The 13989-nt window shown below is 36.5% G+C and carries 13 protein-coding genes; 2 read left to right on the forward strand and 11 right to left on the reverse strand.

The genetic code is table 11. The features are described from left to right. Positions 1 to 6: 6 nt before the first annotated feature. Positions 7 to 1002, reverse strand: a complete 996-nt coding sequence (gene ruvB, locus HHU08_RS16655) for a Holliday junction branch migration DNA helicase RuvB (RefSeq protein WP_016201682.1) — start codon at positions 1000 to 1002, stop codon at positions 7 to 9. Positions 1003 to 1065: 63 nt separating this feature from the next. Continuing rightward, positions 1066 to 1677, reverse strand: coding sequence for a Holliday junction branch migration protein RuvA (gene ruvA / locus HHU08_RS16660; protein WP_016201683.1), 612 nt, complete (start codon positions 1675 to 1677; stop codon positions 1066 to 1068). Between the two features lie 208 nt (positions 1678 to 1885). Between ruvA and HHU08_RS16665 the strand changes: the two genes are divergently transcribed. Continuing rightward, complete coding sequence (locus tag HHU08_RS16665; protein WP_100525935.1) at positions 1886 to 3010, forward strand: IS4 family transposase; 1125 nt, start codon at positions 1886 to 1888, stop codon at positions 3008 to 3010. Positions 3011 to 3300: 290 nt separating this feature from the next. On the opposite strand, the gene HHU08_RS16670 is transcribed toward HHU08_RS16665, so the two are convergent. From HHU08_RS16670 to safA, 5 genes are all read right to left on the reverse strand, one after another. Then, the gene (locus HHU08_RS16670) at positions 3301 to 3831 is read right to left on the reverse strand and encodes a BofC C-terminal domain-containing protein (RefSeq protein ID WP_016201684.1); all 531 of its coding nucleotides are present in this window, start codon (positions 3829 to 3831) and stop codon (positions 3301 to 3303) included. A gap of 147 nt (positions 3832 to 3978) precedes the next feature. Beyond that, entirely contained in the window at positions 3979 to 4902 is a 924-nt protein-coding gene (locus HHU08_RS16675; protein WP_169188890.1) for an NAD-dependent epimerase/dehydratase family protein, read from the reverse strand. A 277-nt stretch (positions 4903 to 5179) separates the two neighbouring features. Next, positions 5180 to 5953, reverse strand: coding sequence for a YhcN/YlaJ family sporulation lipoprotein (locus tag HHU08_RS16680; protein ID WP_016201686.1), 774 nt, complete (start codon positions 5951 to 5953; stop codon positions 5180 to 5182). A gap of 14 nt (positions 5954 to 5967) precedes the next feature. After that, on the reverse strand, positions 5968 to 6948 hold the full coding sequence (locus HHU08_RS25740) for a phosphotransferase (RefSeq protein ID WP_169188891.1): 981 nt from the start codon (positions 6946 to 6948) through the stop codon (positions 5968 to 5970). Further along, on the reverse strand, positions 6938 to 8680 hold the full coding sequence (gene safA / locus HHU08_RS25995; protein ID WP_407939826.1) for a SafA/ExsA family spore coat assembly protein: 1743 nt from the start codon (positions 8678 to 8680) through the stop codon (positions 6938 to 6940). The genes HHU08_RS25740 and safA overlap by 11 nt, the downstream gene beginning before the upstream one ends. Positions 8681 to 9158: 478 nt before the next feature. On the opposite strand from safA, the gene HHU08_RS16695 reads away from it, so the two are divergent. Next, entirely contained in the window at positions 9159 to 9701 is a 543-nt protein-coding gene (locus tag HHU08_RS16695; RefSeq protein WP_169188892.1) for a transcription repressor NadR, read from the forward strand. Between the two features lie 281 nt (positions 9702 to 9982). Here HHU08_RS16695 and pheA read toward each other — a convergent pair whose 3' ends face one another. From pheA to HHU08_RS16720, 4 genes are all read right to left on the reverse strand, one after another. Beyond that, a complete protein-coding gene (gene pheA / locus HHU08_RS16700) occupies positions 9983 to 10837 on the reverse strand; it encodes a prephenate dehydratase (protein WP_169188893.1) in 855 nt (284 codons plus the stop codon). A gap of 194 nt (positions 10838 to 11031) precedes the next feature. Further along, positions 11032 to 11487 carry an ACT domain-containing protein gene (locus tag HHU08_RS16705; protein ID WP_101730743.1) on the reverse strand — a complete coding sequence of 152 codons (456 nt, stop codon included), beginning with the start codon at positions 11485 to 11487 and terminating at the stop codon, positions 11032 to 11034. 269 nt (positions 11488 to 11756) lie between these two features. After that, positions 11757 to 13046, reverse strand: a complete 1290-nt coding sequence (obgE, locus tag HHU08_RS16715) for a GTPase ObgE (protein ID WP_016201694.1) — start codon at positions 13044 to 13046, stop codon at positions 11757 to 11759. A 339-nt stretch (positions 13047 to 13385) separates the two neighbouring features. Next, positions 13386 to 13937: a Spo0B C-terminal domain-containing protein gene (locus tag HHU08_RS16720; RefSeq protein ID WP_101730742.1), complete on the reverse strand. Its 552-nt coding sequence runs from the start codon at positions 13935 to 13937 to the stop codon at positions 13386 to 13388. Positions 13938 to 13989 lie beyond the last annotated feature (52 nt).

Here is a 13989-nt window from a genome sequence, read left to right on the forward strand (position 1 = left end):
ATTAAATTAATCAGGCTTTATATGTAAATGCTCATAAACAAGGTGGGTAACAATTCTCCCTCTAGGAGTTCGTTGCAAGAAACCAATCTGAAGCAAATATGGTTCATACACATCTTCAATCGTATGTGATTCTTCTCCAATTGTTGCAGCAATTGTTTCTAGTCCGACTGGACCACCTTTAAATTTATGAATCATCCCTAGTAATAATTTATGGTCAATATGATCCAACCCTAAACGGTCTACTTGCAGAAGTTCTAGGGAATCATCCGCCAACTCTTTGGTAATCACTCCATCCCCCTTTACTTGTGCAAAATCTCGCACTCTTCGTAAAAGACGATTAGCAATTCGAGGTGTCCCCCTTGATCTTCTAGCAATTTCCCATGCAGCAAGATCCTCTATCCCAATTTGAAGAACTTCTGCTGTTCGTGAAACAATGTCCTTTAATTGTTCTATCTCATAATATTCTAATCTTGATAAAACGCCAAACCGATCTCTTAGTGGTGCAGAAACTGAGCCGGCCCTAGTTGTTGCTCCAACAAGAGTGAATGGAGGCAAATCTAGCCGAACCGAACGAGCACTTGGCCCTTTACCAATTACAATATCTAAGCAATAATCTTCCATTGCTGGATATAAAACCTCTTCTATTGCTCGTGGCAATCGATGAATTTCATCAATAAACAACACATCTCCTGGCTCTAAAGCAGTTAGAATTGCAGCTAAATCGCCTGGCCTTTCGATTGCTGGTCCGGCAGTTGTTCGAATGTTAACTCCCATTTCATTCGCAATAATTGTTGCAAGTGTTGTTTTACCCAAACCAGGCGGGCCATATAATAATACATGATCAAGGGCTTCTTCTCTATATTTAGCCGCTTCAATAAATACTTTTAAATTTTCTTTTACTTTGTCTTGACCAATATACTCTTGTAATTGAATTGGCCGTAGACTTTTTTCAAATGATAAGTCTTGAGTATCTGCTTCACCTGAAATAATTCGATCATCCATAGCATTCACTCCTTTCCTAAAGATAGTCATCGATTTTCAACAATCTATTAAGTTTAAACTAACTTACCTTTTTAAAAGAAGCTTTAATGCCAGCTTAATATAACCATCTGTTGTCAATTGTTCCTTTTTCAAATGCGGAATAATTTTCTTAACCTCTTTTTCTGAATATCCAAGTGCAGTTAAAGCAAGAATCGCCTCATCCATCGCTGAATCACTTTCTGCTTTAGCCACATGCTTCTCTACTGTAAATAAATCTGGAGAGAAATCTGGCATAAAATCTGCTAACTTGCCTTTTAAATCCAAAATCATTTGTCTTGCTGTTTTCTTCCCAACTCCTGGAAACTTCACTAGAAATGCTTCATCCTCTGCTTCTATTGCAGATATAACTTGACTAGGTTCTCCAGATGCGAGAATAGCCAACGCTCCCTTTGGACCAATTCCAGAAACATTTAGAAGTTTTGTAAATAATGCTTTTTCATCTGGAGAACGAAAACCATATAAGCTAATATTATCTTCTCTCACATAATGATATGTATAAACAGTAATCTTACTTCCTGAAAACGGAGAAAATGAAAATGGATTAGGGGTTTTAATCTGATAACCAATTTCATTATTTTCGACCACGATGTATTCTGGGCCAACAAACTCTATATTTCCTTTTATATATTCGTACAAAATACTTTCTCTCCCTTATAAAGACAACTTCCATCAGCGGTGATCTTACTGCCCGTTAAGTGTGAAATAAATCCACTAGCGTCGCATTAAAATAATACAACGCCTTCCGGAAATCTGAATTTTCTGTAATATTAATGATACACAAAAAAATCCTTTATAATGGTTGGACGGTAGTAAACCATCCAAATCCAACATAAAGGACATAAGCATGGATAAGTTTACACGAAAAACATCATTTGAACAATGGTTTTCACCGATTTCCTCCACAAAACTTGAAGAATTGGTTGAAACCCATCAATTAAATTACTATACAAAGAAGCTACACATCGCTTCATTCCTGAAATTACTGCTGTTTGCGCAGCTGAATGAAACCGAAAGTCTGCGTGCTGTCAGTGATACATTGTTTTCAGACGACCTACAAAAAGCAACGAATTTGGAATCGATTAGCTTTTCACAATTAGGACGTCGATTAAATCAAGTACCGACAGAGGTGTTCCAGCAGGTGTTTCTAGATTTAGTCGCGCAAATTCATGAGAAAACGGATTTTGATAAGCGACGTAAAATGACAACACCACTGAAAATCATCGACTCGAGTACGTTGCCACTGAATTTGAACAATCATAAATGGGCTAAGTTCCGCAAAACAAAGTCAGGCATTAAGCTTCATTTACGTCTTGTTTACTTAGAAAAGGGTTGTTCCTATCCAGACAAAGCGGTGTTAACGAATGCGATCGAACATGATCGAGGTCAGCTAGAAGTACTCGTTGACGACAAAGAGTGCATGTACGTCTTTGACCGTGGCTACTTGGATTACGAGCGATTCGACCGCATGACCGACGATGGTTACTTCTTCGTTTCACGCTTGCGGAAAAACGCTGTAACTCATCAAATCGAGGAATTTGATCTTCCAAAAGATTCAACCGTTTTATCAGATGAAATGATTTCCTTGGGCACAGCACAAAGTCGAGCAGGTAATGAATTCAGACAATTGAAAGTGTTGGATTCAAAAGGAAATGAGTTACACCTCATAACGAATCGCTTCGACTTGAGTGCAGATGAAATCGCTGAATTGTATAAATCACGCTGGGCAATCGAGCTGTTTTTCAAGTGGATGAAGCAACATTTAAACATCAAAAAGTTCTACGGACAAAGCGAACAAGCTGTGCATAATCAAGTGTACATCGCGATGATCGTCTACTGTTTACATGTACTGGCTCAGCTGAGTACAAATAGTTCACGGACGTACTTACAAATCAGTCGGTGGCTAAAAGCAGCACCCTGGAAACCAGCACGTATTTGGATTCGAAAAATAGCAGGAAGAGCTGTCCCGTAAAGGTTTAACCGTTTCTGTCGCCCTCGCCAAAGGTTATAGTAAAAAAATGGATGATTACTACCTCTGTTCGCGTGTCTTCGTTTTTCTTCTCAAACGGGAATATCAGAAAACAGAATATTCAGTTAGAATTTATGCGACGTTAGTGAAATAAATCCTAAAACTTATTTTATCATACTATTTTACAGAACTGCTATTATAGATGATTTTCATAATATTCTATCAAAAAGTAAAAAAACAGTGACCAGAATCGACACTTTTTCTGTGCTTCTTCTGTTCACTGGTGTAATTTCTTAATTAGAAGTTTCAATTGTTGTTAAGTTTTTAAAGGTTTCAAGTACCTTTACATAACGATCTCTTGATTTAATTGGAATCCCCTTTTGTAAATCTTCCTGCTGTTTCGATTCCAGTTTTTTCAGATCAATTTGGAAAAACGACTGAATTATATTCTCCTTAGCTGGTTTTCCATTATAAATGGTTAAGATCCCCTCTTCATTAATTCCAAAATAACCATTTGCTTTTAACAACGGAGATATGTCATCAACCTCTTGTTTAAAAACAAGTTCCTTACTCCCCATATCTACTAGTTGCCATTTATCATACTTTGACCAGAAATCTTCCATCGACCACACTGTTTCTTCCACTGTTTCTTCACTCACTTCTCCATCTAAATAAATCCTTTTCAATACCACTTCCAATTTTTTAGGATTTTCATTTTGAGAGACGTCGCTTCCACTCTTTCCATAAACTTGCCCGTTGGATAAAAAGACAACAAGTATACTAACAAGAAGAACAGTTGAAAATAAAAGGAATCTGGTTTTCATTATAACCACCTCTTTACATTACTCACAACAGCAAACGTTATTTCCAAGGAAATAGGTTACTGTCAATCTAAAGTCTGGTTTTAAAATAACCTTACTCTCTATTATTCTCACCATAAATAATTATTTCATTCCTAATTTATAGCAATCTTATTTTAATGTTTGATTCGTCTGTCCCTCATTATGTTTAATATCTTCTATAACGAAACGAATTCCTTGTGCAACGGAAACTTTACAATGCCATCCCAATTGCAATTGTGCCTTTCTTGCTGAAATTCTGTTTTTCTCTCCTTCTTCCATGGCATAAAAGGTATCATCTTTTATGGCAGATTGAATGATTGCAACAACTTCCTTCATAGAAAACTTTTCTTCAGGACAAATATTAAATATTTCATTTTCCCCCTTATATATACTGGAAATAATCGCTTCGATTGCATCACTAATGTACAGCAAATGTTTTTTCTGCCCATCGTCATCAAATATAATAGGGGGACGATTTTCTAAAACCTTTTTAATCGTTGCTTCCATCATCCCTTCGTTCTGATTATGTATAGAAGGTTGTCCATAAACAATGGGAAATCTTAAAATTGTGTAAGAAAGATTATAAAGTGTATGGTATGTTTGAATATATTTCTCCTCAATCTTCTTCGAAAGCCCTTCAAAAAGAACCGGTTGTAACGTCATCTCTTCTGTTATATTTCCTGTTATATCTCCATAAACGGCAATGCTGGATGGAAAAATGATTTTATTTACCTTTGCTTGCACACATGCTTCAAGCACTTCAACCGTACAAGCTATATTTTCTTCGGATTGATCAAAAGAATCTTTCATACTGTTTGAAGTAATTGTTTTATTGGATAGATGAATCACACAATTAATTTGCTGCATCATCAACAATTCCACTAATTCCCTAGAGTTGGAGAAAGTGTAGAAATCACTATTTCCAAGAGATGAACATACGTTATTTTCCCTCTGGTGTTCAGCAGTTATATAATGAATCTTTTTATTTTTAAGTTCCTCCATTAGAGCATATTTCATTTCATTCTCTTGTCCACCTGTGATTAACACTCTCACTATAAATCCCTCCACCATTTAGCTTTTCGTAAATAGTTCTTTATAACGAATAAATATTTCATTATAAAGCATAACTCTTTTTAACAGTAAATTCAACGAAAAAATTCATTATATAGAACATTTTTCTAATAATTGCTAATTCGCTTCCCTTAATAAATTATTTATACGTTATATATTGGGAGTTATCCATTTTTATATGTTTTTTATAAAGAACAAATAGAACAAAAAACTAACTTCGAGCAAGACATTGGTTTCACCCGAAGTTAGTTTTTGGTAATTATCTATTATCTCTTGTTGGGTTCAAATCACGGAAAATATTTTCAATATTGTTGGTAATCGTTTGCTGTGGCTGACCATTTCGAATCGAACGATTGATATCCTCAATACTTGTGAAAATTCCTCTATCTGTTACAACTGAAATATCTCTTCCATTTAGAGAATCATTTAGTTTATCTTTTACATTCGCTTTTGTTTTATCTACATTCTTTGTATTTTCTACTTCAAGTGCAACTAATACATTGTCTCCATAAACGATTGAACGTGCATTTTTAACATTATCTATTTTAGCAACCGTATTAGATACTTTTTGAGCTAGTTTCGTATCATAAGAAACGCGTTCATCTCGATCATTTCTATTGATATTATCACGATTAACATTTCTATCGTTTACATTTCGAACGTTTACGTTGTTTCTGTTGTTAACGTTACGAACATTTACATCATTTCGATATCCTTCATCCCCATAGGTATGGTCCATTATTTCGGTAATAGGACCATCGTTATCTGTTGTATATCTATTACCATTATTTACTTCATGTTGTTCATTTGAGTAATATCCAATCGGTCTAGCATTATTCACACGATTTTGATCTGCAGTTTGATCCTCGTTTACACCACAGCCTGTTAATCCAAAAGTTAACGTCAAAAGAACTGGAGCGACTAATTTATTTTTACGCACAGTATTCTCCCCTTTATTTAAATCTAGAGCAAAACTTTGCTCTCTTTTATCTTCTACTGTTAGGGGAGAATCATAACTGTAAAGTCTCGCCATCCTCTTTAATCGGCTTAAATCCCTACGATTTGGCGAAGTTTATCGTAAAACTTTTTCCTTTTTTGATACTGGTCAGTTGTTAAAAAATATACTTGTTCCAATAAAACAGCATTTTTATCATTTTTATTTCTGATTAATCTATTCCATTCCCTTAGGATGTCTGTTGGATACATTAAAGCCATTAAAAACCAATCATCCTTGAAGTAATGAGCATATCCTTGCATTTTTTGTAGTTGCTGCATGGACCAGCCTATACTAGGCATAATCCGATTTGCAAACTGCAAATAATCTCCTACTCTTGGACCAATACTAATTAAATCAAAATCAATTAAATATAATTGATTTTTTACATCTCGCATGAAATTATGATGGGCAACATCCCCATGTAATATAACGTTTGATTGTGTGTTTAAATAATCTTGATTTTTTTTCACATAATGAAAAGATGTATCAGCCCATTCGATAATTTCCTCTACGGTTTCTTTTTTTAAAAAACACTCAATTATTGGTCTATTCATTCGAAATTCTTCTAATCTTTGTTCCAATTTTTTCATTAAATCGAACGCAGGTAAAATATACTTATATATTTCAACAAGTCGTTCTGTTACTGAATAATATTGCTCTAATAATTGGAGTGCTTCCCTTCTATTCCATTTACTATTATATGTAAAGGAATCTTTATGTGGAGAAATGTATTCAATCATTCCATACACTTTCTTATCGATGATAAGTGGTTCCTCATCGAATACATAAAATTGATACGTCTGTTTAAAGCCTTCTAGCTTTATTGCCCTTGTAAAAGTCTCTTGGATTTTTAGTTTCTGATAACTATTATACCCTTTTAAAATAATCCAAAATTGCTTCGTTTTTACTAAATAAACGTCATTTCTGATTCTGTTTATTTCTAAAATTTGCGCAGGTATTTTTTTTTCTAATAAAGAAAGGAGACGATAATAAAAAGTATCGTCCCCTCTGTGATAAAAATCATAGATCACTGCTTTCGTCCTCTTGGTATCTTGGCATTCCAAATGGCGTGCCTTGATTAACGCCATACGGATTCATAAATGGTGGCTGGCCCATATTTTGATTATAAGCAGGCGTAAACACTGGCGCATTTCCTCCAGGTCCGTATACAGGTGGTGTCAGTTCTGGAGATACTGGCTGTGCAATACTGCCTTCATAAGATGGTGCATCTTGAACTAGCCCAGTGTTTTCTACTGGATAAGGCATTGGCGTATTTCCACTAACTCCTTGAGGGTAAGGAGTTGGGGACATTGGATATCCTCCCATTTCTGGACCGAATCCTTGTGGCATTGCTCCCATTCCCATACCTGGATTAAAACCTCCTGCCGGTGGATATCCTCCCATTTCTGGACCGAATCCTTGTGGTGGCATTGCTCCCATTCCTATTCCTGGATTAAACCCTCCTGCTGGTGGGTATCCTCCCATTTCTGGACCGAATCCTTGTGGTGGCATTACTCCCATTCCTATTCCTGGATTAAACCCTCCTGCTGGTGGGTATCCTCCCATTTCTGGACCGAATCCTTGTGGTGGTATTGCTCCCATTCCTATTCCTGGATTAAACCCTCCTGCTGGTGGGTATCCTCCTATTTCTGGACCGAATCCTTGTGGTATTGCTCCCATTCCTATTCCTGGATTAAACCCTCCTGCTGGTGGATATCCTCCTATTTCTGGACCGAATCCTTGTGGTGCTGCTCCATAACCTTGGGCTAAATCGCTTGGATAAGCTGCTTGTGGAAATGATGGAGCACCACATCCACAATCCTCTTTATAAGGAAGATTATAGGAAGGTTGAACTGGCTCTGTGTGAGTAGGAGCATATGGTTGATATGCTGTACCGGCTACATAAGATGATTCTTCTCCTTTATGGTGGTGATGTTCAACAGGCATCTGTCCATACTGAACTAATGGTTGTTGATAATACTCTTGTGGCACATGATTACCATGGGCAGGTGCCTGAAATCCTCCATTTGTATACGGAGAGTAAGAAGAGGAGGACTCTTCCCATTTGTGTTTTTCTGTATATTCTACCCCAGGAAGTGTTGGATAGGCTTGAGGCGCTACTTGTTCAACCGGTACTCCTACTGGAGGGCACACTCCCGGAGGAAAACCGCTTCCTGGCATCATTGGAGACACTTCATAACAATACGGTTGATAAGGAACAATTGGCGGACATACTTCTTGTTGAATTGGTTCCTGTTTTGGCAAAACTGGTGCAGGTATTGGTGGTGGTTGAACTTTTTTTTCTTCCAATTCCACATCAACATCCACATCAATATTTGTCATATTCATGGAATAATAATTAGTAACATCTATTTCTGGTATGATTGGAGTAGGCATTTTTGGCGTGTATGGTTTTTCCTTTGGAGCTTCTTTTTTCGGTATTTCTTTTTTGGGCATTTCTTTAACAGGCATTTCTTTAACAGGCATTTCTTTAACAGGCATTTCTTTAACAGGCATTTCCTTTTTAGGCGCTTCCTTCACAATTGGCTTCATCGCTATCGGCATTTCTTTTTTCGTTCCCATAATAGGAGCTTCTTTCTTTATACTTCCTCCTGAAGTAGGGACTTTAATTTTCATGCCGGGCATAATCATATCTGTATTACTCAATTGGGAATTTAACGATTTTAACTCTTCGAAATTCACCCCATATTTTTTGGCAATTTTCCAAAGAGTATCCCCCTTCTGAACAATATGGATCTTCACTATAGATTCCCTCCTATGCATATGTCCATATAGTCTATGTTCACAATGCAAAATGGTTATCAATCTATTCAAAAATCTATGCGATTTTTTTCAAAATTATGTGTTCTGGCTACACAAAGATTGCCCATACCTTTGTCCTTCTTTTCCTAATTTTATTTATTCATTTTCCCCTTACATAAACAAATTGGTTTATTCTTTTATACATTCTTTTGGTAAAATAGAAAGAAGATAAAAGATAAAGTGAAACTTCCATCAGTGGGGTTTTCCTTCATCCCCCACTGATGGTTAGTTGAACCATTAGGACCTTTACGGCCATTAAGTGTGGAATAAATAATAAGTTCTGCCTTCTGAGTGAATTAGGATTCTCCTATTCACTATTTTCTAAAAAAGTGCCTTAGCTATTAAGAGCATTACCGAATAAGCAAATAGAGTAAATTAACTTCCTGCTCGATAAAATAGTTACAAAAGGAGAGATTAGATGACCGAATCAAAAAAAATGCTAGGTGAAGAAAGAAGGGCATATATTCTTTCATTACTAAAAGAAAATAATCGCCCTTATACTGGAAGTGAGCTTTCTAAATTGACAAATGTAAGCAGACAAATAATTGTGGGTGACATTACACTTCTAAAAGCAAAAAACGAACCGATATTAGCGACTAGTCAAGGCTACTTATACCTACAGGAATCAAAACCAATGCTTTATGAAAGAATTATCGCCTGTAATCATCCACCCGAAAAAACAGAAGAAGAATTAAATATTCTTGTTGATAATGGGGTAACTGTCAAAGATGTTAAAATTGAACATCCAGTCTATGGAGATCTAACAGCTTCTATTCTCGTTTCTAATCGAAAAGAAGTTAAACAGTTTATGAAGAAAATTAAGCATACAAACGCAGCTTATTTATCAGAATTAACTTCTGGTATCCATTTACATACCATTACAGCCCATTCTATCGAGACATTAACAGAAGCAGAAGATGCTTTACGAAAGGCCCATTTTTTAATCGAAGAAGAAGCGTAACAACCAAAAAGGATAAAAACAAAAAAGAAGCTGGGACATAAGTATTTTCAACCAAATAACCCCGAACGATTATACGTACATACTAAGAAAAGTCCGTATAATTGTTTGGGGTTTTATTCATTTTATGAAAGAAGGTTTGTGGGGATCACCCGCAGCCTGAATACACTTCGCTTTCCATGGGGCAAGTTGATTTTGCTACTAAATGAGAGATTATTCGTCTTTATCTATTATATATTTTGTTTTGTCCCAGCCTTTTTCAGCTAGCTTTTTTTCTAAAGTCCTTACTTTTCTATCATATAAAAAGGGTAACTCCCAAGTGTCTTTACTTCACATCCAATTGCTTCAAGTTCAGCAATAGCACCTGGTATTAACACGTCATCCATTTTTCTATCTAAATCAATTAAAAAGAAATAATTTCCTAATCCAGTCTTTGTTGGTCTTGATTCAATTTTCACCAAGTTTAATTTTCTCCAAGCAAAAGCAGAAAGCACTTGATGTAGCGCACCAGAGCGATCAGAAGGAAGAGTGACCATTAGACTTGTTTTATAACCTGAAAAAGTACTTGTCGTTTCTGGATAATGAACAGGATTTTTTGATAAAATGAGAAATCTAGTATGGTTATTATTTGAATCATGGATATGATGTTTCACTATTTCAAGCCCATATTCTTCCGCAGTCAACAAATTCCCAATCGCAGCACCATTTATATTTGGATTTTCCTTAATAAACTGTGCAGCAGCTGCTGTGGAAGTCGTATATTCACAAGTAATTCCGTTAAATTGTGTATGTATAAATTTATGACATTGAGCGATTGCATGTGAATGACTATACATTACATCGATATCTCTCCATTTCTCTTTGCGATGCGGATGGACCATTAAATGTTGTTTAATGGGAACCGTCACTTCCCCATGAATCGGTAAAGATACTTCATGAATTAAGTAATCTAGGGTGATATTGACAGAGCCCTCTAATGTATTCTCAACCGGTACTAAAGCTACATCTACTTTATCTTCCATTACAGCATCAAGGCAATTCGGAATGGTTAAAAAGGGAATGGATTCCACCCCAGGGAATTGTTGATTTACCGCCATATTTGTAAACGTTGCTTTTGGACCTAAGTAGCCTACTTTCACCTATTTCTCCCCCTGAAAAAATTATTTATTCTGAATTTAAAACCTATAGAAGAAGAACGACTACAAAAAGTTCTCTTCTAAAGAACGATGACGTCACCTAATAAAGAAGACTTCCCTCAGCGGGACCCTCTCCTCATCCTTAGCTGAGGGTTAGTTGCACTTATCGGACCTTTATGAGCGTAAATTGAAACACTTTATCCCCCTGAGCTTAAAACATCGACTTTCTCTACAAATTCGAGCATACGCAAACGCTCAAGCAGCATATCAATGGATATCTGCATCTCTGCTGTATTTAGTGAAAGGGTAACATTCGCTCTTCCTTGTAGCGGAATGGTTTGATGAATAGTCAGTACATTGCACCCAGCTGATGCAACAACACTTAGTAGTTTGGATAAGGTACCCGATCGATCTTCGATATAAAAGAATAATGTAATCAATTTTTCTTTTACTATTGTGTGGAAAGGAAAGATTGTATCGCGATATTTATAAAATGCACTGCGACTTAAATCTACTTTTTTGACTGCCTCATGCACCGATTCTGCTTTTCCTCTTTCCAATAGTTCTTTCGCATCCAATGTTTTGCGCATAGCTTCTGAAAGCACATCTTCTCTTACTAAAAAAAATTTATGATCCAGTTTACTTTCTTTCATCTGCTCACCCCTGTAAGGCATAACGGAAAATTCATTATGTATGTTTATGAAAAATTCCCCTCCCGTCTTTTTTGACGAGAGGGAATTTTCTTTTATAGATTAACTGTTTCGTAAAGTTTGTGGCAATTCCCCACAGCCAGAATACACTTCACTTTCCAAGGGGTTCATCTGTTTCGCTAATCCCCGTGACGTCTACGTGTATTCCGGCTTCTCCATATTCACCATTAATTCTTTTTCTAATGAAGAAAACAGCATTAATCCAAGCTTTCTTAATCAATAAATTCGAATTCATATTCCATTAATTTTACTATATCTCCATCTTTTGCTCCGCGTTGGCGCAGTGCTTCATCAATACCCATTCCGCGCATTTGACGAGAGAATCTGCGAACTGACTCATCACGAGAGAAATCTGTCATCTTAAATAGCTTTTCAATGCCTTCTCCAGAAAGAACAAAGCTTCCATCTGGATCTCTTGTAATATAGAATTGACGCTCGTCTACTTCATGCTTATAGACAACGCGGTGAATTCCTGCTTCTTCTTCTACTTCCTCTAATGGGAACTCAGGAGTATCCTCTAATTTATCCGCAATAGAGAAAAGAAGTTCGCGTAAACCAGATCTTGTTAAAGCAGACACAGGAAAAATTGGATAGTCTTCTTCCAATTTTTCTTTAAATACTTTTAAATTTTCCTCAGCATCTGGCATGTCCATTTTATTAGCCACAATGATTTGCGGTCTTTCCAATAAGCGAAGATTGTATTCTTGCAACTCGTTGTTAATCGTCACATAGTCTTCATATGGATCTCTGCCTTCAATAGCAGCCATATCAATGACATGGACAATAACTCTTGTACGTTCTATATGACGGAGGAACTGATGCCCTAATCCAACACCAGAATGTGCTCCTTCAATTAATCCAGGCAAATCTGCCATTACAAAACTTCTATTATCTTCTGTCTCCACCATTCCTAAATTAGGCGCGATTGTCGTAAAATGATAATCTGCAATTTTTGGTTTTGCTGCCGATACAACAGAAAGCAATGTAGATTTACCGACACTAGGAAAACCGACCAACCCAACATCTGCCAGTACCTTTAACTCTAGTGTAACATCTCTTTCTTGCCCTGGTTCCCCATTTTCTGATAATTCAGGTGCCGGGTTTGATGGGCTTGCAAAGCGAGAGTTTCCTCTTCCCCCACGACCACCACGGGCGATGACCGCTTGCTGGCCATGTTCTGTTAAATCAGCAATTACTTCTTTCGTATTCGCATCAGATACAATCGTACCAGGCGGAACTTTGACAATCATCTCTTTCGCATTACGACCATGCTGATTCTTAGACATTCCATGTTCTCCACGCGGAGCCTTAAAATGACGTTGATAACGAAAATCCATCAACGTGCGCAGACCTTCTTCGACTTGGAATATTACGTCTGCTCCTTTCCCGCCATCTCCACCAGCAGGACCACCCTTAGGGACAAATTTTTCTCGGCGAAAGGCTACCATACCGTTTCCGCCATCTCCGCCCTTCACATAAATCTTTACCTGATCCACAAACATAAATTCATTTCCTCCTATTTAAGAAAACCTTAAGCAGCATAGTTGTCTATTGTTGAACAAAAGAGCCTCCCTTTTAAATAAAGGGAAACTTCCATCAATGGGGCTTTTCCTTCCTCCCCCACTGATGGTTAATTGAACCATTCAGACCTTTACGGACAGTTGATTTCCCATCTATCTTCCTCGATCTCATAAGCTTGAGAACAGAGTCTTACTGTCCGTTAAGAAGGGGATAAAAGGCAATTCTTTCGTTGCTACAAGTATTTACTACTATCTTTTTCTAAAATCATGATTTTCCATTGTCTATATACAAAACCGAAGATAGTTAACCAACAATTCTTATTATTTACCTGTTTGCTCTCTATTCATCCAGACTTCAAAAACCAGTTCTTCCTCACTAATCTCTATATTTTTCAAAGTCAATTGCTTGGAAAACTGTTGCTGGAGAAATTGAGACATCGTTTCTCTATCTAATAGTATACCGTTAAAATCAATATACAATCGTATTCCCTCTACCATTGAATGAATGGAAATGAATAAGTGATTATCCGCGAAAGGTTTAATATATTGATTTAACATTTGAAAAAACAATGTTGTCCATTCGGAAAGCACTTCATCTTCTGTAACTTGACATTTTTCTTCTGCCAACACTTCATATTCTAACCGAAAATAATAATTTTCCCAGTTTGCAATTAATAATTTTGTTGCAAATTGCGGAATATCTAAATTAGATAATTTTGCTTCTTGCTTTGTCTCTGTAATAATCTCATTAATAATTTCTTTTACCCGATCCGGTTTATTCAAGTCCAAATTCCCTTTAATCAATTGGATTTTATTTAGCCAATCATGGCGAACATGTCTTAAAAACTCTATCGTATTCCAGTCTTTATTCATTCTTGTACTCCTACCAAGGTTATTAAGTCTTAGAAGACTGCTTTAAGTAAGT

It is taken from the genome of Niallia alba (assembly GCF_012933555.1).
Taxonomy (GTDB): Bacteria; Bacillota; Bacilli; order Bacillales; family Cytobacillaceae; genus Niallia; species Niallia alba.

Coding starts and splice junctions, on each gene's coding strand:
- ruvB (WP_016201682.1), bottom strand. CDS start 1,002: ATGGATGATCGAATTATTTCAGGTGAAGCAGATACTCAAGACTTATCA.
- HHU08_RS16665 (WP_100525935.1), top strand. CDS start 1,886: ATGGATAAGTTTACACGAAAAACATCATTTGAACAATGGTTTTCACCG.
- HHU08_RS16670 (WP_016201684.1), bottom strand. CDS start 3,831: ATGAAAACCAGATTCCTTTTATTTTCAACTGTTCTTCTTGTTAGTATA.
- HHU08_RS16680 (WP_016201686.1), bottom strand. CDS start 5,953: ATGGCGAGACTTTACAGTTATGATTCTCCCCTAACAGTAGAAGATAAA.
- HHU08_RS16695 (WP_169188892.1), top strand. CDS start 9,159: ATGACCGAATCAAAAAAAATGCTAGGTGAAGAAAGAAGGGCATATATT.
- HHU08_RS16705 (WP_101730743.1), bottom strand. CDS start 11,487: ATGAAAGAAAGTAAACTGGATCATAAATTTTTTTTAGTAAGAGAAGAT.
- obgE (WP_016201694.1), bottom strand. CDS start 13,046: ATGTTTGTGGATCAGGTAAAGATTTATGTGAAGGGCGGAGATGGCGGA.
- HHU08_RS16720 (WP_101730742.1), bottom strand. CDS start 13,937: ATGAATAAAGACTGGAATACGATAGAGTTTTTAAGACATGTTCGCCAT.